Annotated in this window: 18 protein-coding genes and 1 pseudogene; 14 read left to right on the plus strand and 5 right to left on the minus strand. The window is 42.0% G+C overall.

Annotated elements, in window-relative coordinates:
- The first annotated feature begins 10 nt into the window (after positions 1 to 10).
- The 6 genes and pseudogenes from N824_RS02345 (at position 11) to N824_RS37210 (ending at position 7075) form a co-directional block, all read left to right on the plus strand.
- On the plus strand, positions 11 to 1261 hold the full coding sequence (locus N824_RS02345) for an O-antigen ligase family protein (protein WP_048903534.1): 1251 nt from the start codon (positions 11 to 13) through the stop codon (positions 1259 to 1261).
- A gap of 28 nt (positions 1262 to 1289) precedes the next feature.
- Positions 1290 to 2405, plus strand: a complete 1116-nt coding sequence (locus N824_RS02350; RefSeq protein WP_048903535.1) for a glycosyltransferase family 4 protein — start codon at positions 1290 to 1292, stop codon at positions 2403 to 2405.
- 2 nt (positions 2406 to 2407) lie between these two features.
- The gene (locus tag N824_RS02355; RefSeq protein ID WP_048903536.1) at positions 2408 to 3544 is read left to right on the plus strand and encodes a polysaccharide pyruvyl transferase family protein; all 1137 of its coding nucleotides are present in this window, start codon (positions 2408 to 2410) and stop codon (positions 3542 to 3544) included.
- Between the two features lie 57 nt (positions 3545 to 3601).
- Positions 3602 to 5584 (plus strand): right-handed parallel beta-helix repeat-containing protein, encoded by a 1983-nt coding sequence (locus N824_RS02360; RefSeq protein ID WP_048903537.1) that lies wholly within the window; start codon positions 3602 to 3604, stop codon positions 5582 to 5584.
- A gap of 28 nt (positions 5585 to 5612) precedes the next feature.
- Positions 5613 to 6536 (plus strand): annotated as a pseudogene (locus tag N824_RS02365) (hypothetical protein); the annotation flags it as partial.
- A complete protein-coding gene (locus N824_RS37210; RefSeq protein WP_048903539.1) occupies positions 6533 to 7075 on the plus strand; it encodes a CatB-related O-acetyltransferase in 543 nt (180 codons plus the stop codon). The pseudogene N824_RS02365 and the gene N824_RS37210, both read left to right, overlap by 4 nt.
- Positions 7076 to 7144: 69 nt before the next feature.
- On the opposite strand, the gene N824_RS02375 is transcribed toward N824_RS37210, so the two are convergent.
- The 3 genes from N824_RS02375 to gmd are packed head-to-tail and all read right to left on the minus strand — an operon-like array spanning position 7145 to position 9947.
- The gene (locus N824_RS02375; protein ID WP_048903540.1) at positions 7145 to 8077 is read right to left on the minus strand and encodes a GDP-L-fucose synthase; all 933 of its coding nucleotides are present in this window, start codon (positions 8075 to 8077) and stop codon (positions 7145 to 7147) included.
- Positions 8074 to 8823 carry a WecB/TagA/CpsF family glycosyltransferase gene (locus tag N824_RS02380; RefSeq protein ID WP_048903541.1) on the minus strand — a complete coding sequence of 250 codons (750 nt, stop codon included), beginning with the start codon at positions 8821 to 8823 and terminating at the stop codon, positions 8074 to 8076. The genes N824_RS02375 and N824_RS02380 overlap by 4 nt, the downstream gene beginning before the upstream one ends.
- 11 nt (positions 8824 to 8834) lie before the next feature.
- Positions 8835 to 9947, minus strand: coding sequence for a GDP-mannose 4,6-dehydratase (gene gmd / locus N824_RS02385; protein ID WP_048903542.1), 1113 nt, complete (start codon positions 9945 to 9947; stop codon positions 8835 to 8837).
- 432 nt (positions 9948 to 10379) lie between these two features.
- On the opposite strand from gmd, the gene N824_RS02390 reads away from it, so the two are divergent.
- Positions 10380 to 11801, plus strand: coding sequence for a UDP-glucose 6-dehydrogenase (locus N824_RS02390; RefSeq protein WP_048903543.1), 1422 nt, complete (start codon positions 10380 to 10382; stop codon positions 11799 to 11801).
- A gap of 38 nt (positions 11802 to 11839) precedes the next feature.
- The gene (locus N824_RS02395) at positions 11840 to 12781 is read left to right on the plus strand and encodes a sugar phosphate nucleotidyltransferase (protein WP_048903544.1); all 942 of its coding nucleotides are present in this window, start codon (positions 11840 to 11842) and stop codon (positions 12779 to 12781) included.
- Here N824_RS02395 and N824_RS02400 read toward each other — a convergent pair.
- Positions 12778 to 14286, minus strand: a complete 1509-nt coding sequence (locus N824_RS02400; protein ID WP_052334037.1) for a capsule assembly Wzi family protein — start codon at positions 14284 to 14286, stop codon at positions 12778 to 12780. The genes N824_RS02395 and N824_RS02400 overlap by 4 nt on opposite strands.
- 482 nt (positions 14287 to 14768) lie before the next feature.
- Here N824_RS02400 and N824_RS02405 point away from each other — a divergent pair, with 482 nt between their 5' ends.
- The 6 genes from N824_RS02405 to N824_RS02430 all read left to right on the plus strand — a co-directional run bounded on the left by N824_RS02405 (position 14769) and on the right by N824_RS02430 (position 25001).
- The gene (locus N824_RS02405) at positions 14769 to 16160 is read left to right on the plus strand and encodes an undecaprenyl-phosphate glucose phosphotransferase (RefSeq protein WP_048903545.1); all 1392 of its coding nucleotides are present in this window, start codon (positions 14769 to 14771) and stop codon (positions 16158 to 16160) included.
- 19 nt (positions 16161 to 16179) lie between these two features.
- A complete protein-coding gene (locus N824_RS02410) occupies positions 16180 to 17256 on the plus strand; it encodes a mannose-1-phosphate guanylyltransferase (RefSeq protein WP_048903546.1) in 1077 nt (358 codons plus the stop codon).
- Between the two features lie 217 nt (positions 17257 to 17473).
- Positions 17474 to 20707, plus strand: a complete 3234-nt coding sequence (locus N824_RS02415; RefSeq protein ID WP_084498159.1) for a TonB-dependent receptor — start codon at positions 17474 to 17476, stop codon at positions 20705 to 20707.
- A gap of 16 nt (positions 20708 to 20723) precedes the next feature.
- Complete coding sequence (locus tag N824_RS02420) at positions 20724 to 22436, plus strand: RagB/SusD family nutrient uptake outer membrane protein (RefSeq protein WP_048903616.1); 1713 nt, start codon at positions 20724 to 20726, stop codon at positions 22434 to 22436.
- Between the two features lie 214 nt (positions 22437 to 22650).
- The gene (locus tag N824_RS02425; RefSeq protein WP_048903547.1) at positions 22651 to 24069 is read left to right on the plus strand and encodes an MBOAT family protein; all 1419 of its coding nucleotides are present in this window, start codon (positions 22651 to 22653) and stop codon (positions 24067 to 24069) included.
- A 2-nt stretch (positions 24070 to 24071) separates the two neighbouring features.
- Positions 24072 to 25001, plus strand: a complete 930-nt coding sequence (locus tag N824_RS02430) for a hypothetical protein (RefSeq protein WP_048903548.1) — start codon at positions 24072 to 24074, stop codon at positions 24999 to 25001.
- Positions 25002 to 25025: 24 nt separating this feature from the next.
- Here N824_RS02430 and N824_RS02435 read toward each other — a convergent pair whose 3' ends face one another.
- Positions 25026 to 25742: a GntR family transcriptional regulator gene (locus tag N824_RS02435; protein ID WP_048903549.1), complete on the minus strand. Its 717-nt coding sequence runs from the start codon at positions 25740 to 25742 to the stop codon at positions 25026 to 25028.
- Positions 25743 to 25771: the final 29 nt, after the last annotated feature.

Here is a 25771-nt window from a genome sequence, read left to right on the forward strand (position 1 = left end):
TACATATTAAATGACAGTTACTGAAGAACTTTTACCCGAGCAGCAGATAGAAAACGAAGAGCAGATAGAGAAAAAGGCGAAACTCATCTCATTCATTCTGATCTTTAATCTTTCTTACTTCTTTTTTTTCAGGCCATTAAATTTAAATGATGACCTGTTAAAGGCATTCTATTATGTGCTGTTAGCCGGGATGATCTTCTATTCGAGAAATTACATATTCGGGTCGTACAGGGACAGGTTCTCTTATGTCATAAGGACGATGTCGTTGTTTACTTTCATCTCCGTATTTTGTGCAACGCTGTTCTGGAAACAGGGATTCCTGGATACCTTCATTTCGACTATACCTAATTTTTCGTTCCTGTTTTACTTCTATTTAGCAAAGAAGCGGCCTGAAATGAATGAGGTGGAGCGCTTTATCTGGGTGTTTGTGGCCATTTACCTGGTTTGCTTTTATGTGGGTCTGGCGGTTTCTCCGTTCAGGCTGTTTAAAGGCTATGGTGAGTTGGATAAGGAGATTGATACGAGTCGCGGGATTTCGAGAATAAGGCTCACCTTGATTGGGGCAGGTCCGCTTTACCTTGCCTATTTTCTGTCCATTTCGAAAATAAAGTATGCTTTTAATAAGAAATGGGTGGTGGTATGTGTGGTATTGTTTGTGACCATTGTGCTTCACCTGGGCAGACAGGCGATTATTTTCAGCTTCATTTTAGGCTTGCTGTATTTTCTGGATAACCTGAGTCTGATGAAAAGGCTTTTGGTTGTTTTTGGCTTTGTTGCAGCCTTTTGGGTGCTTTTGATCGTGAGTCCGGTGATCTCCGCTTTAATTGAAAAAAGTGAGACGGAGTATTCCGGTCAGAAGGAAGGAGATGAGAACCCAAGGGTAGGGGCTTACCGGTTTTATTTTACAGAGGTATCTCCAAATGTGATCACCGATCTGCTTGGCAATGGCAGGTACTCGCTTGGCAAATCAAAATATGGAGATTTTATAGATAAGTATGGCCGCTCTCAGGGCTATGTGGCTGCTGATGTGGGCTACGCGTCCATATTTTTATATTTTGGTTTTGTAGGGCTGTTCCTGTTTTTCAAACTCCTGATCTCTACTTTGAGAACCCGGGTGCCGAATGAATTTGCCTACGCAAAATATTACATTTTTTTCCTGTTCCTGGGCAATATTGCAGGGAGCACATTATTAGGAACTGTCCCCGTTTTATGCGTCGCTTTATATGTAATCAATATTTCCAGAGAGCTGGTTTATAAGTAATAAGTTTTAAACAATAAAATTAACGTATATGTGTAAAGTTAAAGTTGTCCACGTTGTCCATGATTTCCTTTTTGGCGGAATTGAAGCCTTTCTCTTTTATTTAACCCAGGCGCAGGCAAAAAATCCGGAGCTTGATGTGAGTATACTTTGCTGTCAGGATAAAGATGCGGTTGCCAATAAACGGATCGTTAATACCGGAATCCCGATTTTTTATGTGAAGTTAAATCCTTTTGACTATAACATAAGGACGTATAAAAAGATCCTGAAGATCACCAATACACACGACATTGTTCACCTGCATATTTTTAAACCGTTAATGGCCGAGGCGCTACGGTTTTCTAAGGCGAAGATCATCTATACCAATCATAGTGCGGGAGTAGACGGCCGGCCCGATACCATTTCTTTTAAAGCGAAAACCAGATTGCTGGTGCGCTTTCTGAATTCTATTTGCGATTCGGTGACCAATAATTCACTCTACACAAAAGATTTTTGGATTAAGATGGGAGTTAAAAACCCGTATAATTCGGTGATCTATAACGGGGTTTTGTTTAAGGACAGCTGGAATGAAAAACGGGCGTTGGAGGAATTCCCATCATTAAATGAAAAGTTCATTATCGGTACAACCTCCAGATTTATCAGCTGGAAGCGTGTGGAGTATTTGATTGAAGCGTTTTTTGAAATGCAAAAGAATAACGACGATGTGATGTTATTGCTGGTGGGAGATGGGGAGACCAGGGAAAAGCTGGAGGCTTATGTAGAAGAGTTGGGGATAACCAAAAAAGTAATATTTGCAGGCTTCCAAACCAATGTGATCGATTACCAGGCGGTAATGGATTTATGCGTGTTTGCATCGAGCTCTGAGCCTTTTGGTTTGGTTGCTGTTGAATGTTTGCATCTGGGTAAGCCAACTATTGTGTTTAAAGATGGTGGTGGCATAACAGAGATCATTGAAGGCATTGAAAAGGATTTTATTGTAGATGATATCCCGCAGCTTACCAACTTATTGCAGACAAAATATACGGAGTTTGTGGAAGGTGAGGTTGATGATTCGGCCCAAAAACGAATTGAATATGCGGAAAGGTTTAATGTTGTGGAGATCGAAAAGGAGTTTTATGATTTATACAAACAAACGGTAAATTTTTAGTTATGAAGAGCTTTATATATCCTTCGAGAATAAAGGATTCTAACCTGGGTGATGTTTTGATCAATGCCTTGCTGATACGCGAAATATCAAAATTCGGAAAGGTTTTTATAGATGGTAAAGTGCCTTCATTGTATGACCTGGTAACCTTAAATAATCCCTTTGCTGAAAACATCGTTATTGTTGAGGGAATTAAGGCTTTTGAGGGTAAACCGGTGCTGAGGTGGGTGAATTTAGCTTCGGTTATTGGTAAGGTTGACTTCGTTTTTGACCCTCCGGGTGCTTATTTTGAAGGCAAGGATGCGGCTAAGGCGAAGTTTAAGTTTTATAAGTATTTTTTGAGAGCGGTAGTATTAAAGACCGCCAAAATAGGCGTGCTGAGGTGGGGGGTTAGTTTAGGCCCGTACTCTGATGGCGGCTATGCTGATCAAAGGAAGCTTTCGAACGTTTATGCTGATATCGCAGTTAGGGATTCTAATAATTATGACCATTTGAAAGAGAAGGGTTTTAAGAATCTTTCTTTGATTGATGACCTGGCGTTTTTATATGATATAGGTGATTTTCAATCTGTAATTGACAGCGTTGAGCTGGATTATAAGGGCGATAATTATGTAGTAGTTTCAATAAGGGGCGACATTGAGGGCAAGGAGCTAAACAAGACTTACCTGGATCAGATTGCGGTGAACCTGGTGCGGATGTTTGCAGATACAATTGTAAAAAATGAAGAGATTGTTCTGGCCTACCAGGTGGTAGAAGACCTGGAGTCTTTACGGTACCTGAAAGACATTCTGGAAAGGAACAATTATACCTGTAAGCTGCTGGATAAGCAACTGAGCTTTGCGCAGGCTATTGGCCTGTATGCGGGTGCAAGATTTCTATATACAAACCGCTTGCATGTAGCCTTATTGTCTATTTTAAACAATACGGTACCTATTATTCTGACGGATCTGAAATTGCACCATAAGCTGGTAAACGTGTTTAAGGACCTGGATCTTGAAGCGTTGCTGATCGATACCAAGCCGGATACCGAGATTAAGTTTAGCATAGATGCTGAGCATTCTTATCTGGAAAAATTCAGTCATTTTAAAAAACAAAAAGCCAAGACGATTACCGATCACTTTGGCCGGCTTTTCCTGAACTAACGCTGCTCTACAGTTTACGTTAATAGGATACAATTTGAAATATTAATTATGAAAAGTATGAGGTTATTGGTTTTTTTTCTTCTCTGTTCATTCAATATTTTCGCTCAAAATAATGATAAGATTTTTTATGTTGCTCCTGGTGGAAACGATCAGTCGGCCGGAAGCATCGATCAGCCTTTGCGCAGCTTAAATGGCGCATTGCAAAAGGCTGCTTCAGTAAAAGGTGGAACCGTTTCCATCCTGATCAGGGGTGGCACTTATTTTACGGATAAAACGATAAGCATTGGCAATAACAGCAATGTGCAGCAACTGACCATTGCCAATTATAAAGGCGAAAAGGTGTTGCTTAGCGGAGGAGTTAAAATTGATAAATCTGCCGTGAAGAAAACTGCTGCAAACATTTATCAGATTGACCTGAAGAAAGCAGGCATCACCGATTATGGCGAGTTGCAGCAGCATGGCCACAGAAATGCCGTTACCGCGCCGCTGGAGCTGTTTTATAAAGGTCAGGCGCTGGAGCTGGCCAGGTGGCCAAATAAAGACTTTTTGCCTATTGGAAAAGTGACCAATCCGGGAATAAAGGATAAAAGTGTGACAGGTGACCAGGCGGGAGCGGTGTTCGCTTACAGTGGAGACCGGGCTGCAAAATGGAAGAAAACAGACCAGGTATGGGTGAGTGGTTTTCTGGCCAATGGGTTTGCGAACGATAATGTGCCGGTTAAATCTATCGATGGAAATGAAATTACTTTAGATGCTACTACAAGTTATGGGGTAAAAAGTACGGATGCTTCATCTCCTTTCAGGAGGTTTTTCCTTTACAATATCCCCGAAGAACTGGACAGTTCAGGCGAGTATTATTTAGACAGGGCAACCGGAATCCTTTCTTTTTACAATTCGGGTGATCTGGCAGATGAGCTCTTTGTTTCTATGTGCAGTACACCGATCATTTCCTTAATCAATTCGGACAATGTAACATTGAGCGGATTGGAAATTGGATATGGCAGGGATATGGGTATTTATGCGCAGGGCACCAAAAACATTAACATCAAGAACTGTACGGTGATGAACCTGGGTACGGTGGGTATCGGAATTGGAAAGAACACTGCTGATAAATCCTTGTATAAGAGTTATGAAGAGCTGATCTCTTTTGATAAGACTTCGGCCTTTGCCATAAAATCGTGCAAGATTTACAATACCGGAACCGGGGGTATCTTCATGACGGGAGGTGATAGACAAAATCTATTGCCGGCAGGGAACATAATAGATAATACCGAGATCTACAATTATGCAAGAAGGAATTGGGTAAGTTCTCCTGCTGTATTTTTGGGTGGGGTAGGCAATACCATAAAGAACTGCTTTATTCATGATAGCCAGGGGCAGGCCATTATGTACTGGGGAAACAATCATGACATTTCTTACAATAAAATTCAAGATGTGGTGCAGGAAATAAATGATCAGGGCGCAGTGTATACGGGCCGCGACAGATCATCCACAGGGACACGGATACATAACAACCTTTTTGAGGATTTGGTGAGCCCTCGAGGCTATATGGTTGCTGCGGTATACATAGATGATGGCAGTGGAGGAATTAAGGTGGACAGTAATGTTTTTAAGAACTGTGGATCTGTACAGGGAAAGCAGAAGTTTGGTGCGGTTCATATAAATGGTGGAGGGGACAATACCTTTGCCGACAATAACTTTGTAAACTGCGGACTGGCGGTTTCGATGACTTCCTGGACCGATGAGAAATGGAAGACCCTGATGGGTACAAAAGAGATGAGCAAGAAGTTGAAGAGTGATGTGAACACTAACTCGGCACTTTTTCTAAAGCGGTATCCCTATTTAAAGAAGCTGGCTTCAAATGATTACAGGCCGGGGCCAAATAAATTTAAAAATAGTTTATGTATTAATGTTGGCCGCTTTTCTTCGAATAAATCGGTATTAGACAGCAATACGGTTTCCCTTAGTAAGGACCCGGGGGCTGCGCGCTTAAAAGGATTAAAACAAATTAATGTTTCGAACATCGGATTGAGAAAATGAAAACTCATATCCGCAAAAAAATAATCAAACCCTATCTAAAAAAATGAACATAGCTCCAATTTTATTATTTACCTACAAGCGATTAGATACCCTGAAAACTACGGTTGAAGCGCTTGCAAAAAATGAACTCGCAGCGGATAGCGAGCTCTTTATATTCTCTGATGCTGCCAAATTTGAAAAGGATGAAGTGATTGTAAAACAGGTTAGAGATTTTATCAAAACGATAACCGGATTTAAGGCGATTACAGTAGTGGAGGCAGAGAAAAACAAAGGTTTGGCAAAGTCGATCATTGATGGCGTTACTGCTGTCTTTCAAAAATTTGATACAGTTATTGTGCTCGAAGATGACCTGAGTACCACCAGTAATTTTCTTACGTTCATGAACACCTGCCTGGACAAATACAAGTCGGATCCGGCAGCATTTTCTATTTCGGGTTATGCTTTTAACCTGGGGCAGTCTAAGGATGATCATGATGATGCTTATTTCTTAAAGCGTGGGTGGTCCTGGGGCTGGGCTACCTGGAAAGATCGCTGGGCAGATGTGGATTGGGCGGTTAAAGACTATGCGCTTTTCAAAAAGGATTCCAGAGCGCAAAGAGAATTTGCTGTTGGCGGTTCGGATTTAAATAAGATGCTGGCCGAGCAAATGGAAGGTCGCCTGGATTCCTGGGCGATACGTTGGTTCTACCATCAGTTCAGAAAGGGCGGGTTAACCATTTACCCGGTTTTCTCGAAGGTATTTAACAATGGCTTTGACCAGTTCGCTACGCATACCAATGGTTCCGGCAGAAGGTATTTGCCTGCATTGGATACCGAAGAACGGATGAGCTTTTCGTTGCCGCATAAAGTTCAGGTAAATCAATTTTATCAAAATAAGTTTATCCTTAAAATGGGATTGGTATCGAGGGTCATCTCGAAAGTTGAAACAATTTTTCAAAGGGTGTTCAAATGAGTGTAGTTGGCTTAATAAAGGATTTGAGGGATTTGTATCTGGCCAAAGTGAAATGGGCGAAATACGATATTGCTGAGGGTTTCCATGCGGGTGTAAGGGTAAGGTTGTGGGCGAAAAATCAGATTAAGATCGGTAAGCATTTTTACATCGGGAGAGATTCGTTAATAGAGACCGACTGTGTGATTGGCGATTACGTGATCTTTGGAAACAGGGTAGGGATTGTTGGACGATATGATCATCATTTTCAGCAGATAGGCACTCCGATAAGAATAGCTTCATCTATTCGTGAAGAAAGTTATGATTGGAAGGGGAAGGGGCTGGTGACCAGGATTGGCAATGATGTTTGGGTGGGTTATGGCGCAACGATAATGCAGGGGGTAGTGATAAATGATGGGGCAATTATAGCCGCGGGATCTGTAGTGACAAGGGATGTGGAGCCATATAGTATTTATGGGGGCAACCCGGCCAGAAAAATCAAGGACAGGTTTGATTCGGCAGAAGATTTGGAAAGGCATTTGAAGGGGATTAGCGGATCGTAATGCAAAAAAAAGAGGACGCCCAATGTGGTGCGTCCTCTCAGCTTAGGGAGGTTAGGTATTAATAGGGACTTAATTCCAATTCATTTCTTTTACTTCGTTGTATACTTTTTTGATTCCTTCTTCGAGGGATACTTTTGCTTTCCAGCCTTGTGCATTTAATTTACTTACGTCCATTAATTTTCTTGGTGTGCCGTCGGGTTTGGAAAGGTCTTTGATGACTTCGCCCTGGTAGCCCACAACCTTTACCACAAGATCGGCTAAGTCTTTAATCGAGATGTCTTCTCCAACACCAATGTTAACCAGGCCTGGTTCATTGTAGGTTTCCATCAGGTGGATACAGGCATCCGCAAGATCGTCTACGTATAGAAACTCTCTTTTTGGTGTTCCTGTGCCCCAGATGGTTACAGAAGGTTCTGCGTTGTTTTTTGCGGCAATTACCTTTCTGATCAAGGCAGGTAAAACATGTGAGTTATTCAGGTCGTAATTGTCGTTAGGGCCATACAAATTGGTAGGCATAACGGAGATGTAATTACAGCCATATTGTGACCGGTAAGCGTCGCACAGTTTAATGCCGGCGATTTTTGCGATGGCATAAGGTTCGTTGGTTTGCTCCAGTTCGCCTGTAAGCAGATATTCTTCTTTTAATGGCTGTGGTGCCATTCTAGGATAGATGCAGGACGAACCCAGGAACATCAGTTTGGTAACGTCATTTAAGTAGGAGGCATGGATCACATTGTTCTGGATCATTAAATTCTCATATAGAAATTCGCCCCTGAAAATGTTGTTTGCCATAATGCCGCCCACTTTAGCTGCGGCCAGGAATACGTATTCTGGTTTTTCGGTTGCGAAAAAGTCATTTACTTCCTGTTGATTCCTTAAATCTAATTCTTTTGAACTGCGTGTGATGATTTGGGTATAGCCTTGCTGCTGCAATTTTCTTGCTATTGCAGATCCGACCATACCGTTGTGACCGGCTATATAGATTTTTGAAGTGTGTTTCATGACTTGGTTTTCAGTTTTTCTTTGGCAAGCAAGTATAAAAACTTACTGTTTGTTGTTAAATACCTCTTAAAGAGTCTTTTTGGTTCCTGTACTAAACGATACACCCATTCCAGACTATTGTCCTGCATCCACTTTGGTGCCCGCTTTTGTGATCCTGTGAACACAGGTAGTGCGCCACCGATACCAATCATTAATGCAGGTACCTTGCCTTTCATTTCGGCCATCCACATTTCTTGTTTAGGGCAGCCCAGGGCAACAAAGATCAGGTGGGCTCCGGAATCTCTTATTCTTTGTTCATCCTCGAGCTTTTCTGCTTCAGTAAGCTTGCGGAAGGGTGGGGAATACAGTCCTGCTACCCTTAAAGTTGGATAGGCCTCACGGATATGTGTTTCTGCGGTGTTCAGTGTTTTCTGGTCACCACCATAGAAATAAACGGACAGGTCACTTTTCTCGCACTCGGCAAGGAGTGCAGGCAGCAGACTCATTCCGTCTACACGGTCCTGCTTCAGGTTGTATTCGTATTTGAAGCCTTGAGCTAAAGGCATGCCATCTGGAGTTACTATATCGGCTTGATTTACCACATCTGCAAATTTAGGGGTGTTGTGCGCCTCAATGAGCATATGCACATTGGCCACACAAACGTAAGAAGAAACCCTTTCTATGGCGTATTTAAGAATAGCGCCTATAAATTCGTTGTACGATCCACTTGATACATCAATGGAAAGAAGTCGTTTTTTTACTAACATAATGATGCATTTTATTCAAATTGATTTTTAACTGCATATCCCGATTCCTTTAGCATTCTTTCCTTTTGGAAGTGCTGTAAGTCTGAGTTCATCATATCGTTGACCAATCCTGCCAGGTCATATTTTGGCTTCCATTTTAATTTTTCTTTACATTTTGAAGGGTCACCGATCAATAGATCCACTTCTGTAGGGCGGAAGTAACGCTTGTCGACCGCGACAACTTCTTTTCCGATTTCTACCAGGTAATCCGGATTGCTGCAGGAAACAACTGTTCCTACTTCGTCTACACCTTCGCCGGTAAACTCCAGGGTAATGCCTACTTCATCAAATGCCATTTTGATAAAATCACGTACGGTTGTGGTGATTCCTGTTGCGATCACGAAATCCTCAGGAGTGTCGTGCTGTAGAATTAACCACATCGCTTCAACATAATCTTTGGCATGTCCCCAGTCTCGTCGTGCATCGAGATTTCCCAGGTATAATTTATCCTGCAATCCCAGTGCGATTTTAGCCGTTCCGCGGGTGATTTTTCTGGTTACAAAAGTTTCTCCGCGCAAAGGACTTTCATGGTTGAAGAGTATCCCGTTGCAGGCAAACATGCCATAAGCTTCGCGATAGTTGACTGTGATCCAGTAAGCATACATTTTTGCGACCGCATAAGGTGAGCGCGGATAGAAAGGAGTAGTCTCTGACTGAGGCACTGCCTGTACAAGGCCATATAGTTCAGAGGTTGAAGCCTGGTATACTTTTGTTTTCTTTACCAACCCCAGAATTCTGATGGCTTCCAGGATTCTGAGTGTTCCAATGCCATCGGCATTGGCGGTGTATTCAGGCGTTTCGAAACTTACCTGAACATGGCTCATTGCGCCTAAATTATAAATCTCATCAGGCTGTACTTGCTGAATGATCCTTATTAAGTTAGTTGAGTCGCTTAAATCTCCGTAATGTAATACGAAGCGGATGTCGCTTTCGTGTGGATCCTGATAGAGGTGATCAATACGGTCGGTGTTGAATAGTGAGCTGCGACGTTTAACGCCATGCACTTCGTAACCTTTTTTTAACAGCAAATCTGCCAGATATGCTCCGTCTTGTCCTGTAATACCTGTGATAAGTGCTTTCTTCATAAATAGGGATGATTTAATTGGGAATGATTTACTTGTTTTTTAAAATTTGAGGCAAAAACAACAATTTGGTGGTGTTGTTTGTGTATGCTTGCCTTATTTGTTTGTAAAAATAAGGTTATATGATGAGAATTGGTAATTATTTATGATAAAATAGTAAATTTTTTTATCTTTTTTAGTTTATGTGTGTTTAAGGAGCGACTTTTTGCCTTATATTGTTACTATAATGATATGTTATTATGAATAATTGGTTATTTTAATATTATTTTTTTGTTAAAATTGGGAAGTCCTGTTCTTTTTGTAGCTTAAATTATATATTTGTAAGGCATTTGGTTGTTTTGTAAGAAAAAAAGACGGCCAATGTTATCTTTTTGTTAAGTTTTATTAAAAATCATCTGAATCCTTATTGTTTTACTTAAATAATGTTAACTTATCATGCAAATTACAAACATATGTTGTATCGGAGCCGGTTATGTAGGTGGTCCTACAATGGCGATTATTGCTAAGCAGTGTCCTGAAATAAAAGTCACAGTGGTGGACCTGAATGAGGCCCGGATTGCTGCCTGGAACGACCAGGATATGGATAATATGCCGGTGTATGAACCGGGGCTTAGCGATGTGGTTGCTCAGGCAAGGGGTAGGAACCTTTTTTTCTCTACTGATGTGGATAAAGCCATAGACGAAGCGCAAATGATTTTCATTTCTGTGAATACGCCAACAAAAACTTATGGTTCGGGCAAGGGGATGGGTGCTGATTTGAAATGGATTGAATTGTGTGCAAGACAGATTGCAAGAGTTTCGAAGTCGAATAAAATTATTGTGGAGAAATCAACCCTGCCGGTAAGGACCGCAGAGGCGATAAAGGATATTTTGCAATACGCAGGCAATGATATCGAATTCCAGGTATTGTCTAATCCTGAGTTTCTTGCTGAAGGTACTGCGGTGGAAGATCTGCTGAATCCTGATCGGGTGCTGATTGGTGGGGATTCTTCGCCGGAAGGCAAGCGTGCTATTGAGTCGCTGGTTGAAATTTATAACAACTGGATTCCCAGAGAGCGTATTTTAACAACTAATGTATGGTCATCTGAGCTTTCTAAATTGGTTGCGAATGCATTTTTGGCGCAGCGGATCTCTTCGATCAATGCGATATCTGAGTTGTGCGAGAAAACTGAAGCGGATGTAAATGAAGTTGCCAGGGCGATAGGGATGGATAGTCGTATCGGTCCTAAGTTCCTGAAGGCATCTGTAGGTTTTGGCGGTTCGTGTTTTCAAAAAGATATCTTAAACCTGGTATATATATCGAGGTCCTTTGGGTTGACTGAGGTGGCTGATTACTGGGAGCAGGTGATCATTATGAATGATCATCAGAAAAAAAGATTTGCGCTGAATATTGTTCGTAAGCTTTACAATACAGTTTCGGGTAAAAAGATTGCGTTTTTGGGCTGGGCCTTTAAAAAGGATACCAATGATACCCGTGAATCTGCAGCGATCTATGTGGCAGATTATTTGTTGAATGAGCAGGCTGAGCTACGGGTGTATGATCCAAAGGTTGTCGAAAGGCAGGTTTATGCGGATCTGGATTATTTGGGTTCCAGAACTGCTGAGCAGAACAGGGCAAGTATCGGTGTTGGGGCTGATCCTTATGAGGTGTGTAAAGGTGCACATGCGATAGCTGTGCTTACTGAGTGGGACGAGTTCAAGGATTATGATTGGGAAAGGATTTATGACGGCATGTTGAAGCCGGCGAAAATTTTTGACGGACGAAATTTGCTGGATGCAGACAAATTAAGGGCGATTGGCTTTATTGTTCAGTCCATAGGAACCAAGTCTTTAAAGAAGCAGCTGGTTGCTGTTTAAAATCTATATATTCGTTAATTAACATCCCTAAGTTTATTATGTTTAAGTCGAAACCTTCTTTGGTAATTCTGGCTGCCGGTATGGCGAGCCGTTATGGTGGTAACAAGCAAATCGAATCATTTGGCCCTTCGGGCGAAACAATTATGGAGTATTCCATATACGATGCCATTAAGGCCGGGTATGGAAAGGTAATTTTTATTATCCGGGAAGAGTTTTCGGATTCCTTTAAGGCGGCAATTGAGCCCAAGTTAAAAGGTAAAATTGAGCTTGAATATGTTTATCAGCGTTTAGATAAATATAGTGGCGGGCGCACAATTCCCCAGTCACGTGTGAAGCCTTTTGGTACCCAGCATGCCTTGTTGTGCTGTAAGGATGTTTTGGATGCTCCTTTCTCGGTGATCAATGCAGATGACTTTTATGGGTTTGATGCCTTTAAGCAATCGTTCGATTTTTTGAGTAATGGTATTGAAGATGGCAAGTATGCTTGTGTTGGATATGAGTTGAAAAATACGTTAAGTGATAACGGGTCGGTTACCAGGGGAGAGATTAATGTGAATGCCGAAGGTAATATTATTGGCATTACAGAGCGGAAAGAAATCTACAAAAAAGACGGAAAAGCATTTACTAAAATTGCAGAGGCTGATCTAGAGCTTCCTTTGGATACCAAGGTGAGCATGAATTTCTTCTGTTTTACGCCGGCCTTTGTGAATTGGAGCGAATTGGAGTATTATAAATTCCTGGACGCAAACCTGGATGACCTGAAAGCAGAATTCCTGATTCCTGAGGTAACCGATGCGCTGATTAACTCGGGAAAAGCTGCGGTGAAAGTGATTCCTACCGAGGCCAGGTGGTTTGGTGTTACGTTTAAAGAAGATGCGCCCATTGTGAAGGCGCAACTTCAAAAACTTAGTGATCAGGGGGTTTACCCTGCAAATTTATGGGAGCAGGAAGTGCTTTCGGTAGTTGACCAGGAGGCTTAAAAGCCTTTAATCAACCGAATCGACGCTCCGAAGGAATTGTTTAAAAGTTTGCCCTGGTCCAGCGCTGTAGCAAAACCAATCCTGTAGTTATTTTTCAACGCCTTTAATCCTTCAAGGTAGACTGAAAATTGCTGAACCGGGATAAATATGTTGTTGGTACTGGGGCTGCTGTTGTTTCCTGTTGTATTTCCGTAAATACTTGTTCCGAAGGTTCCGTAGTTCCAGGAATGAGTGATTTTAGTTGCAAACGTCCAGGTGTTGATTTCGCCTTCAAAGCCCAGGTGTATCGCTACGACCCTGTTGTTGATAAAATAATCTGCCTTTTTTGATGCCTGACCTTCTTTTGCGTCGCTTGCGGGTGTGATTAAAGGGTTCCCGATTCCCGGCCCGAAGTAAGACCAGCCATTTCTGTAAAAGGCGTTATTGTAGTAATCCTCGTCGCCGGACTTGGTTTTTTTGGACCATGGATAGCCTGCCTGATCTTTGGAGTAAAAGAATTCCAGTAGCACTTTTTTCCATTTGAACCCGCTGCTTTTGGTGGTTTGGGCTGTGTTCTCGATGCTGACTCCATTTAGGCCGTCGGCAATGTTGGCGAGTTTTGCCAGTGCGCCAACGTCGTAGAAGTTCTGGCGATAGATCATGATCTTGAATTTCTCGAAACTGTATTCGGCACCCAGGTCCAGTGATCCGATCTGATTGCCGATCTTGGAGCGCCCAACGCCTTTACCCTTATAGGTTTTTCCGAGGAAGACATAATAAAGCGTTTCGAATTTGGACAGGTCGAAATCCGGGCCGTAAAGGTCTTTTTCGTTGCCCCAGAAAGTCTGATGGTTGAAACCTCCGTAGAGTTTTAATTTCCAGTCGGGCTTACCAAGTCGAATGTAAAGGGATTTTTGATGTAAATAGCTGCTTTCTGTGGAGCCTTTTATTTTTCCGAGCAAGCCGTGTGCGAAATTTCCCTTTATGGAAAAAAGGCCCTGGAATACCGGGATCGTATAGTAGTTAGGGATGGAGATTTCTAATTTAGGTATTCCCAGTGCGTTTCCCGACATGGTAAAATTACCTGAGCTTAATGAAGTGTCGCCGTTTAGTCCCATGACATCCTTACTTCTGCCTGCTTTTAGCTGGAATACGCCAACTCTTAATTTTGCGTAGGCTTCAATTAGGGTGAGGTTGGATTTGTTGCCTGCATTTCCTCTTCCTTCAAAGCCCATGCCCCAGTCGACCAGTTTCTTTCTGTTGTTATTGCTGTCAGTTTGCAGGTACTGGCTATAGGGTTTGTATGCTCTGAGGATAAGACTGCCGGATACGCCATCGAGCGGTACGGATCCATATTGATTTGAGCGCATCCAGAAAGGCACCACATCTCCGGTGGTTCCGGTGGCTTGCAGTTCGGCTTCTGTCTGGATTTTATCGAAAATTTGGGCGTTTGTTTTGATGACAAACGCAATGGTTATAAATAGAAAAAGTACTAAAGATCTGATAATAGGGTAGATAAAATTCATAGGGTTGATGTGATTTGTGTTTGATATACAGGATAAAACGAATTATTTTTTGATTTTCTTACATTTTTAATGTTATTTTTTGGTTAAATGTTGCTTTTAACAATTTATTTACATTTAGTTATCGATTATTTAATGTTAAAAGTATAGTTTTATTATTTTTTGGTTTGAATTTTGTTGTTTTATTAAGGTAAAATTCCTTTTTTACTGAAAATTATATCAAATATATTCTTTTTTCTGCTTAAAAATTTTAAATTTGTGTATGTTTTACACTAAGCCCTCTCCGTAATATGAATTAAACGACGAAATACCAGAAAATACCATTAATAACAGACATATAAATAAAAATCACTCCCTATGATAATAAAAAAAGTCTTAACAGCAGGAGGTGTCCGAGTGATCGGTGCCTGTATAGTCCATCGGCTTGTTAATAACCCTATGCACTATGAAATTATAATTGCGGATAATACTAATCCATTCTTCCTATGTTAACACGTTACATCTACCTCCTCAGGTATGTTTTGCTGGTTACAGACGTAATCATGCTGAACATCATTTATTTTAGCGCATATTATCTCTCTCTTAGTTTTGGAAAGTCAATTCCAGATGAACTTCACCAGCATTATCTTGTGGTTTGCAATTTAATCTGGCTATTTAATACCGCCGTATTTGGTTTGTATACACTATACGGCGCCAGAAAACTCACCAGGATCTATCGTGGAACCTGGAGAAGTGTGGCTTTACACATTGTCCTGTTTACGGGATACCTGATGTTGTCCAAGGATCATGACTTTTCGAAAACCTTCCTGCTAACCTTTTATGTAATGCTTTGCTTTTCTTTCTTATTGAACCGGTTTTTGGGGACTGCTATACAGTACTACTTCTTAAGCAAGTTTAACGGAGCGAAAAAAGTTGCCGTAATGGGCTCAAACAGAACTGCTGTCCGCATTTCAAATTACTTCCAAAAACAAAGAAACGTACAGTTTTGTGGCTTTGTTGGTGGTGATGAGCACATGTTTTCGGTGAGCGGGAATGAACTTTCTGAAGCGACTTGCACCAAGCTTGCAGAGGCTGCAGGTAATGGTGTAGTGGACCTTTACGTTGCCGTAGCGCCTGAAAGAATGACTGATGTGAAGCCGCTTATGCTAGAGGCCGAAAAGCATTGCATCCGGCTTAAATTTATCCCTGATTTCGGAGGATCTTTAGGAACTCCTTATACCGTAAGTTATCTTGGGGGCGAGTTTCCTATTATAACGCTGCGTAAAGAACCACTTGAAGAAATGAGCAGCAGGTTTAAGAAAAGGGTATTTGACGTGGTATTCAGTTCTTTGGTGATCATTTTTATTTTGAGCTGGCTTTATCCTTTAATTGCTATACTGATAAAGATGCAAAGCAAAGGGCCTGTTATGTTTAAGCAGTTGAGAAGCGGCAGAAATGATGAGCCTTTCTGGTGCTATAAGTTCAGAAGTATGAAGGTGAATGATGCCAGTGATAAGAAGCAGGCCACAAAGGATGATGACCGGATTACGCCTATTGGTAAATTTCTGAGAAGATCCAGTCTGGATGAAATGCCGCAGTTCTTTAATGTATTTATGGGTAGTATGAGTGTAGTTGGCCCAAGGCCTCATATGCTGAAACATACCGAAGAATATAAAGCGATAATTAACCAATATATGGTGAGGCAGTTTTTGAAGCCCGGAATAACCGGCTGGGCGCAGGTTAATGGATTTAGAGGGGAGACAAAAGCGACAGAGGATATGGAGAACCGTGTGAAATGCGATATCCACTACCTGGAAAACTGGGATTCTATGTTTGACGTGAAAATTATTTTTATGACCGTATTAAATGTGATGCACGGTGAGGATAATGCTTTCTAATTTTTAACCTATAAAATTAATGAAAAACACCTACGTTTTAATTTTGGCAGGAGGCATCGGAAGCCGTTTCTGGCCAAAAAGCAGGAATAACTTTCCTAAGCAGTTTATTGATATTTTAGGTACGGGGAAATCATTGTTGCAACTCACTTTTGAGCGATTTTCTGAGCTTTGTCCGCCCGAGAATATTTATATCTTAAGTAATGATCAGTATGCAGGTTTGATTGCCAAACAATTGCCAGAGCTGCCAGCCTCAAATATTATTGCAGAACCTACCAGAAACAATACTGCACCCTGCATTGCCTATGCATCATTTAAAATAGCCGACCTGAATCCGGATGCAAATATTATAGTTGCGCCATCAGATCAGCTGATATTGAAAGAAGATATATTCCTGGAGAAGATTCGGATAGCGCTTGATGGAGCAGATAAAGAAGACAGGTTATTTACTTTAGGCATTTCTCCAAGCAGACCGGATACAGGTTATGGATATATAAAATATAACCCGACCACCTCAGGTGAGATACATCAGGTGATTCAGTTTCTGGAAAAACCAAACCTTGAAAAGGCTAAAGAATTTGTTGCCAGTGGTGATTACCTGTGGAATGCCGGTATTTTTGTATGGAACGTAAAATCGATATTAAAGGCATTGGAGCTACATGCACCCCAGATCTATGATCTTTTCAATAAGGGAAGGGTTTTTTACAATACCGATGGTGAAAGAGATTTTATAAAGGAGTATTACCCATTGTCGCCTAATATTTCCATTGATTATGCCATAATGGAAAAGGCCGACAACGTTTATACCGTGCCGGGCGATTTTGGATGGTCGGACCTTGGCACCTGGGCTTCACTTTATGAGGTGCTGGACAAAGACCAGTACAATAATGTTTTCTCTGGTCACCGGGTAAACCTGGCCGACACAGAGAATTGCATGGTTCAGATTCCCAAGGATAAAGTAGCAGTGATTAAAGGACTGAACGATTATATTATCGTTGATGATGGCAAGATTTTGTTGATTTATCCAAAAGCCCTTGAACAGGAGATAAAGGCGGTATCCAACGATGTAATTGAAGTGTGTGGAAACGATTTTTCTTAAGGATTTCTAATAAGGTAAGATGAAGTATGTTTTAAGAACCGGCTATCCCAGCCGGTTTTTTTGTTTCTGTCCTATTATTTCTATATTACAAGTAAGTAATACCTATATTACTTTATAACTAACCAGATTGTTCACCTGCTAATACTACCGCCTATGTAGCATCCCCCGAGTATTAAACTAAAAAACTATTAACTAATCATTCCTAACCAAATATTTTATGTTTAAAACAGTATCTTGTCTCAAAAGGAAGGCTTTCCTTTTGCTGACTGGCCTGCTATTGTCTATAGCCGCCAGTGCTCAAACCAAAATCACCGGTAAAGTAACCGGAAGCGATGATAATCTACCCATCATTGGAGCATCTATAAAAATCAAAAACACAAATGTGGGAACAACGACAGATCCGTCGGGCGCTTTTGCCATCATGGCAAAACCAACTGATGTGCTGATTGTATCTTTTGTTGGCTACCAGGCCAAAGAAGTGCCGCTAGGTACACAAACCACACTTAACATAGTTCTTTCGCAGGACAATACCAGTTTGAGCGAAGTCGTTGTAACCGGTTATACCGCCCAGCGTAAAAAGGACTTAACGGGTGCCGTATCTGTTGTGGATGTGGCCCAGTTAAAGTCCCAGCCTGCAGCGAGTGCTGTTGAGGCATTACAGGGAAAGGCACCAGGCGTGCAGATCGTAAATGACGGGGCGCCGGGTGCAACGCCTCAGATCCGTGTGCGCGGGGTAACTACCATCAATAACAATGATCCTTTATATGTAATTGATGGGGTGCCTTACGAAGGAAAACTGAGCTGGTTAAATCAAAACGACATTGAGAGCATGCAGGTGCTGAAGGATGCCTCATCGGCATCAATCTATGGTGCCAGGGCAAATAATGGTGTGGTGATCATTACCACCAAGAAAGGACTTTTGGGTGCACCTAAAATCACGTTTGATACGTATTACGGAACCCAAACGCCAAGAAAAGGATCATTCCCGAAAATGATGGATCCGATGCAGTATGCAGAATATTTATTTAGTGCCTACCGTAATGCAGGAGAGACCCCCGCAACCGGGGATAATTATGGCAGCGGGGCTACGCCTACCTTGCCGGAATACCTGGTTGCCGGCGGTGCATCAGGACAGACGGTGACCCCGGCAGATGCCGATCCTTCTAAATATAATTACAGCAGGGACCCGGCTACGTTTTATCAGATTACAAAAGCAAACCAGCAGGGAACAAACTGGTTTGATGAAATTACGAAGAATGCACCAGTACAAAATTACCAGCTGGCTGCTTCGGGTGGTGGCGAAAACTCTACCTATAGTTTCTCTGCAGGCCATCTGAACCAAAAAGGAACCATTCAATACACCGGGTTTAAGCGCTATAACGTAAGGACCAATACCACTTTTAGTGCTTTAAACAAGAAGTTTCGCTTTGGTGAAAATGCACAATACAGTTACTCTGAGGGCTTTGGTGTGGGTGTAAACCCGAATGTTTCCGGAGAATACCAGGATGAAGGAAGCCCGGTTGGCTGGGCGTATCGGATCCCGAGCATCATTCCGGTTTATGACATCAGAGGGAACTTTGCGGGTAGCCGGGGTAGTCAGCTTGGTAACGCTGAAAACCCATTGGCAACCTTGTTTAGGGCTAAGGACAATAAAAACAAAAGCAATCTCTTTTTCGGGAATGTATTTGGCGAATTGGACCTTATAGCGGGATTGGTAGCTAAAACCAGTTTCGGGATCCGTTATGAAAACTATAATGGCATGACGATGCGTTATCCCAACCTGGAGTTTTCTGAAGGAAACAACTCAAACAACTTAAATGAAAGCCAGGGTTACAATACAGAATGGACCTGGACCAATACCTTGACCTATTCTAAAGTTTTTGCCGAGAAACACCGGTTAAACATTTTAGCAGGTACTGAAGCAATACGCTCGCGCAGCCGATTGCTGGAGGGTGGCCGTAATGATTTCTTTGTGCTCGGTAATCCGGATTACTATTATCTTGGTGCCGGTTCATCGAACATCAGCAATAACAGCAGCGGAGGCGTAGGCTCCTTGTTCTCTGTATTTGGACGTGTTGATTATTCATTTGACGACCGATACCTAGTCAGTGCTACGATTCGTCGTGATGGTTCTTCTAACTTCGGGCCGGAAAACAAATATGGAAACTTCCCGGCGGCCAGTGTTGCCTGGAGATTGTCGGAAGAGCATTTCATTAAAGACAATATAAAGTGGGTAACCGACTTAAAGCTACGTGCGGGGTATGGGGAGACCGGTAATCAGCGGATTCCTGGATTTCAGTACCTGAACAGGTTTCAGTCTTCACTGATCAATTCATCTTATGGTCTGGGCGGCGGAAACAATGTAATTCCGGGCGTTTGGCAGAACAACTACCAAAACCCGGCCATCAAATGGGAGTCGCTAAGCTCCGTAAACCTAGGGCTGGACTTTACCTTGTTTGACGCGGTGCTTGATGGTTCGGTAGACTGGTACAACAAGAAAACCAGTGATATGCTTTACCCGGTTCCATTGCCTGCCACGGCAGTAGGTATGGGTACTTCGCCTTATGTTAACGTTGGTGACATGAGCAACAAAGGGTTTGAAATAGCATTAGGCTATCATTACGGTAAAAAAGACAACAAGCCTTTTACGTTTGATCTGGGGGTTAACTTTTCGCGAAATGTAAACGAAGTGGTTAAACTTGCTCCGGGCGTGACCGAGCAGCCATACGGTGCATTTAGAACTTTACAGACCAGTATCCTTAAAGTAGGTGCGCCGTTTGGTTCATTCTATGGCTATGATGTAGTTGGCATTTATCAGGATCAGAACCAGGTAACTGCAGGGCCTTCTTATACGGGTGCCCGTATTGGAGGCTTTAAGTTCAGAGATGTAAACGGCGACAATAAGATTGATCCATCAGACAGGACGATTATCGGTAATCCGAATCCAGATTTTCTGTATTCATTTAGTGTGAATGCGTCTTACAAAAACTTTGATGTGGCCATGTTCTTTAATGGTGTGCAGGGTAATGAGTTGTATGAGGCCACCCGCTATTTTACAGACTTTTCTACATTTAACGGGGCCAGAAGTACCAGGCTGCTGGATGCCTGGAGCCCAACTAACACAGGAAGTTTAACGCCTTCTCCAAACATCCGTGCTTCTGATTTTGAATATGCTTCTTCGAGCTATTATGTTCAGGATGGAAGTTTCTTCAGGATGAAAAATTTGCAGATCGGTTATTCTTTGCCAACAGATAAGATTTTTGGGGCTAAGCTGGGCATAAGCAAAATCAGGATTTATGCCAGTGCCACTAACCTTTTCACGATCACCGATTATACGGGTCTGGATCCGGAGGTTAGTCAGGAAACAGAAACCTTTTCTGCACCTGGTGTAGATCGTGGTATTTATCCGAGCCCACGTCAGTTTCTGTTGGGTTTAAATGTTGGTTTTTAATTTAAAAAAAGAAGTCATGAAAAAGATTAATTATATCGTATTTATAGCATTGCTGTTTACGGCAATGGGGTGTGGCAAAGATTTTCTTGAGAAAAATCCACAGGCTGAACTCAGTCCGGAGCAATTGACCACGCAGGAAGGCGTTGAAGGGATGCTTACCGGGGCGTATGCCTTATTAAATGGAAACCTGAATGGTACTTTTGGAAATTATGGTGCCGCACCTAGTCAGTGGCTTTTAGGTGAGGTAACATCTGATAATGCACATAAAGGGAGTGATAATGGTGACCAGCCAAATATGAATTTGTTAGAGCGCCACTCGCCAACCAGCACCAACGATAACCTGTCCAATTTATGGGTGCGTTGTTTTGAGGGCATCCAGAGGTGTAACAATACTTTACGTTACCTGGCCGCATTGCAGGGCGGAAGCGGAATTAAATTTCCGGAAGCAAGGGCTATCGAGATTCAGGGTGAAGCCCGTTTATTAAGAGGCCATTTCTATTTTTTCCTTGCAAGGGTATTTAAGAATGTGCCGCTGATCACTGAAGCCACCAAAGAGAATGCAGTGGATAATAGGACAGATATTTATCCGCAAATTGTAGCAGATCTTAAATTTTCGGTCGACAATTTGGCTGCGGTAAACTCAAAGCAGCAGGTTGGTCGTGTGAATAAGGTGATTGCCCAGGCCTATTTAGGTAAGGTGTATCTCTATCAAAAGAAATACGCTGAAGCTTTGCCTTTGTTTAACAGCGTAATTGCCAGCAGGGCAAACATAGAGACTTTACCTTACACAGATAACTTTGACATTACTAAAGAAAATGGCCCTGAATCGATATTCGCGGTGCAACATTCTGTAGGAAGTGATGGTTCGGGCGGTGACAATGGAAATGTTGGGGATATCTTAAACTTTCCATATGGTACAGGATTGCCGATTACCTGCTGTGGATTTTTTCAGCCCTCAATTGACCTGGCCAATTCCTTTAAGGTAACCGCTGCCGGTTTGCCTTATCTGGATGGCACCTATCGTGCGGATCCTTATAAGTCGGATTTTGGATTGGCTGGGGCGGATAAGACCAATTACAAGGTTAACCGTACGCTGGCGGTAGATCCGCGGATGGATTATACAATGGGCAGAAGGGGAGTTCCTTTTCGCGATTGGGGAATCATGCAGGGCGATTCATGGATCCGTGAACCTTCTAACGGAGGCCCTTTTGTAGCGTATAAAAATGTAATTGAAGCGGCACAGGTTTCGAGCGGCACAGGCCCGGGAAATACCAATGTGACGGGCTTGAATGTAAATATCATCCGTCTGGCCGATGTGTATCTTATGGCCGCTGAGTGTGAAGTTGAAGCAGGTAGTCTTGGACGCGCGCTTACGCTGGTCAATAACATACGGACCAGGGCGGCTAAACTTCCGGGTAAATCAGCAGATGGCAGTCCGGTTGCCAGTTATAAAGTGAGCGTGTACCCATCTTTTCCTACTCAGGAATATGCGCGTACTGCGGTTCGTTTTGAGCGGAGACTGGAGTTGTCTCTTGAAGGACATCGCTTTTATGACCTGGTACGCTGGGGTATCGTTAAGCAGACGCTGGAAAGTTATTTTGGCTTTGAAGGGGGATATTTTGCTTACCTGAAACCGGTTTTGATAGAACCCAGGGATGAGTATTTCCCGATTCCGCAGGATCAGATAGATAGAAGCGGAGGGGTATTGAAGCAGAACGAAGGGTATTAATTGTTTCAGGAGGGTGTACAATGTCTTTAAGGGTGTGTACACCCTCTTTATTAAAATTGTGTAGTCGGTTGTTACCTGTTTTCTTTGATTTTACAAAAATTAAATATTACATTCTCAATTGAATCCAAAACGACCAGATCTCATTAAGCGCTATACCCCATAACAGAAGAATAAAGAAAAAGGGTTCAATTTCGAATTTTAAAAAATTACGGTTATGCTCTTTAACTCTCTCCACTTCTTCTTCTTTTTTATAGTGGTTACTCCGGCCTTTTTTCTATTGTCACATCAGCATAGGTGGAAACTATTGTTGGTGGCAAGCTGCTATTTTTACATGACTTTTGTTCCGGTGTATATCCTGATTCTGGGCTTCACGATCATCATAGATTATTTTGCCGGGATATTAATAGAGAATTCCAAGGGGAAAAGGAGAAAGAACTTCCTTATTTTAAGTCTGGTGGCAAACATTGGCGTGCTGGCCGTTTTTAAATATTACAACTTCCTTAATGATAACCTCTCCTTTTTGCTGGGAAATATCGGTTATCAGAACCGCGTACCTTATTTGGAAATTCTATTGCCCATTGGGCTTTCTTTCCATACGTTCCAGGCGATGAGCTATACCATTGAAGTTTACCGGGGAAATCAAAAGGCCGAGAAACACTTTGGGATATACTCTTTATATGTAATGTTTTATCCTCAGCTGGTTGCCGGACCGATAGAGCGGCCGCAAAATATCCTTAATCAGTTTCATACCAAACAGTATTTTAATTATACGAATGTGGTAGAGGGTTTGAAGCTCATTACATGGGGCTTATTTAAAAAGGTGGTGATTGCAGACAGGTTATCCATTTATGTAGACGCGGTATACAATAATGCGGATCAGCATAGCGGGCTGACACTTATTGTGGCGACCGTATTTTTTGCCTTTCAGATTTACTGCGATTTCTCAGGCTATTCTGATATCGCGATAGGCTGTGCAAGGGTTATGGGCTATAACCTGATGATCAACTTCAGGCGGCCCTATCTGGCGGGAAGCATAAAAGAATTCTGGTCGAGATGGCACATTTCCCTATCCACCTGGTTCAGGGATTACCTTTATTTCCCTTTGGGGGGCAGCAAGGTGGCGATACCCCGGTGGTACCTTAATCTTTTTATTGTATTTATGGTAAGTGGCCTATGGCATGGTGCAAACTGGACTTTTATTATCTGGGGGGCATTACATGGCATCTATCAGATTTTTAGTGTTTCATTTAAAAAATTCAATGAAAGGAATATTCTGGGTTATCGTCCCTTAACAAATGCGCTTCACGTTTTCATCACCTTCGCGCTCGTCTGCTTTGCCTGGATATTTTTCAGGGCAAATAATGTAACGGAGGCCTTTAACATCTGCAAGAGCATATTTACATTAAAAGGTGGAGGCTTATTTATTGGCACTCCTGAAGGTTTTGTATATGCGCTTATCTGGATTTTGTTTCTGCTGGTTGTGGAGTACATTACGGAATACCACTCGGATATCATTAAGGTATTTTATAGCTCAAACAGAGTGGTAAGGTATGCGGGATATACGGTTATTGTGTTGTTTATCATCCTGTTTGGCGTGTTTAACGGGGGGCAGTTTATCTATTTTCAATTCTAATTATGGAACCATTTTATAAACTATTGAGGAACGGGCTGATCATACTGGTTTTGTTATTTGCGACAGACAGGGCCCTTGGTGCATTAATTGAGCACTTTTTCTTTAATGAAAAACAAGGCGATTCGGCAGTTACCACCCATGGGATTCTGGACGCCAATGAAGACATCCTTATTTTTGGGAATTCCAGGGCCAGCCATCACTATATCCCCGAACTGATCACTGAAAAAACCGGACTATCCTGCTATAATCTTGGTAGGGATGGCATGAAGATGCTTTATTATGAAACCTTGTTGAAATCTGTTTTAAGTTATCATACTCCAAAAGTGGTGATATTGGATTTGAACCTGAACGATTTTGAGTATCAGCACCAGGAGGAACAAAAGCTAACGGCCGTTTTGATGCCGTATATTAACAAGAATAAAGAGATCAGTGAATTGATTTATACGCAGAGTAAAATGGAATTCTCGCTGGCACATATTTCAACCCTTTACCGGGTTAACTCTTTGCCCATGTCAATCGTGCAGCATCATTTAGAAATAGGCCAGAAGCATTTTAACGGATACGAACCGCTTTCTGGCAATATGCCCCAGAGCGCTAAAGTAAGACACATTGACAATGCGAATTATAAGGAATCGAAAGATCAGCTCACCGCCTTTGAAAATTTTGTCAAAGCAACAAAATCAAAAAACATAAAATTACATGTTTTGGTATCACCCGGAATGAAGATCCATAAGCACAATGCATTGAAAACTGCTGACCGTATTTTAAGTAAATATGATTTGAAGTGTTACAACTATTCGGAGCTATTTAATGCAGATGCAAATAAGCTATTTTACGATGTTGGCCATCTAAATGAGATAGGGGCAAAGGCGTTTACAGACGCTGTGATTGTTGACCATTTAGCGGAAATGCCTGCCACAGAAATCAATTAGCCTCAATTCTGCTGGCTGCAGAAACTAAAAATAATCTTGCAGGAAGTGCTCTTCGGTATTACAATACAGAGAAGAATAGATGTTAAGGTCCTGGATATTGGTTTTAAGCTTTCTTTTCATGTGCAGGATGGGATGGCTTTTTTTAATATCGAGCAAATCGCTGATGGTTTTATCGCCGAGTATGGCCCAGATTTTCTGCTCTCCCTCTTTTACTTCTATGTTGTAGCTTTCCCTTAAAATTTTAAAGAGCGAAAGGTTTTCTAATCCCTTGGAAATAAACCCAGGTAAATTGATGTTGCTGATGTATGTTTCTTCGTAGAGTACAGGAATGTCATTGATGCGGCGGAGCCTTGTAAAGTAGATACAGTCGTGTTTCAGTTCTCCTTCATTTAATGGAAAGAAGAAATCCAGTGGCCAGTCTTGCTTTACCTGCTTTTGCAAAATGGAAGTGCTGAGGTTTTGGCTGCCTACACCCGCGGTAACCCCGCTTAAGGAAAGAATGCCCAATCCCACTTTAGGCTCGGTAACGATACTTCCCTTGCCATGACGCCGGGTAATATAGCCTAGATTGGTTAGCCCTGATAATGCCTGCCTAACGGTAACCCTTGTGGTGTTATAGGTTTTGCAAAGGTCGTTCTCCGAAGGCAGTAATTCACCTTTTTGGTATATACCTTTTTCGATCTGCGCTCTCAAATCATCAGTTACTTTTTTATACAGGGGGCTTACTTTATCTGGTTTCATCTTGTATATACAAGTTGTTTTTTATATGT

Origin of the sequence: Pedobacter sp. V48 (genome assembly GCF_000523515.1) — a bacterium.
Taxonomy (GTDB): Bacteria; Bacteroidota; Bacteroidia; order Sphingobacteriales; family Sphingobacteriaceae; genus Pedobacter.

Bases quoted from the DNA above. Each gene is read 5' to 3' on its own strand.
- N824_RS02345 (WP_048903534.1), top strand. From the start codon at position 11: ATGACAGTTACTGAAGAACTTTTACCCGAGCAGCAGATAGAAAACGAA.
- N824_RS02350 (WP_048903535.1), top strand. From the start codon at position 1,290: ATGTGTAAAGTTAAAGTTGTCCACGTTGTCCATGATTTCCTTTTTGGC.
- N824_RS02355 (WP_048903536.1), top strand. From the start codon at position 2,408: ATGAAGAGCTTTATATATCCTTCGAGAATAAAGGATTCTAACCTGGGT.
- N824_RS02360 (WP_048903537.1), top strand. From the start codon at position 3,602: ATGAGGTTATTGGTTTTTTTTCTTCTCTGTTCATTCAATATTTTCGCT.
- N824_RS37210 (WP_048903539.1), top strand. From the start codon at position 6,533: ATGAGTGTAGTTGGCTTAATAAAGGATTTGAGGGATTTGTATCTGGCC.
- N824_RS02375 (WP_048903540.1), bottom strand. From the start codon at position 8,077: ATGAAACACACTTCAAAAATCTATATAGCCGGTCACAACGGTATGGTC.
- N824_RS02380 (WP_048903541.1), bottom strand. From the start codon at position 8,823: ATGTTAGTAAAAAAACGACTTCTTTCCATTGATGTATCAAGTGGATCG.
- gmd (WP_048903542.1), bottom strand. From the start codon at position 9,947: ATGAAGAAAGCACTTATCACAGGTATTACAGGACAAGACGGAGCATAT.
- N824_RS02390 (WP_048903543.1), top strand. From the start codon at position 10,380: ATGCAAATTACAAACATATGTTGTATCGGAGCCGGTTATGTAGGTGGT.
- N824_RS02395 (WP_048903544.1), top strand. From the start codon at position 11,840: ATGTTTAAGTCGAAACCTTCTTTGGTAATTCTGGCTGCCGGTATGGCG.
- N824_RS02400 (WP_052334037.1), bottom strand. From the start codon at position 14,286: ATGAATTTTATCTACCCTATTATCAGATCTTTAGTACTTTTTCTATTT.
- N824_RS02405 (WP_048903545.1), top strand. From the start codon at position 14,769: ATGTTAACACGTTACATCTACCTCCTCAGGTATGTTTTGCTGGTTACA.
- N824_RS02410 (WP_048903546.1), top strand. From the start codon at position 16,180: ATGAAAAACACCTACGTTTTAATTTTGGCAGGAGGCATCGGAAGCCGT.
- N824_RS02415 (WP_084498159.1), top strand. From the start codon at position 17,474: ATGTTTAAAACAGTATCTTGTCTCAAAAGGAAGGCTTTCCTTTTGCTG.
- N824_RS02420 (WP_048903616.1), top strand. From the start codon at position 20,724: ATGAAAAAGATTAATTATATCGTATTTATAGCATTGCTGTTTACGGCA.
- N824_RS02425 (WP_048903547.1), top strand. From the start codon at position 22,651: ATGCTCTTTAACTCTCTCCACTTCTTCTTCTTTTTTATAGTGGTTACT.
- N824_RS02430 (WP_048903548.1), top strand. From the start codon at position 24,072: ATGGAACCATTTTATAAACTATTGAGGAACGGGCTGATCATACTGGTT.
- N824_RS02435 (WP_048903549.1), bottom strand. From the start codon at position 25,742: ATGAAACCAGATAAAGTAAGCCCCCTGTATAAAAAAGTAACTGATGAT.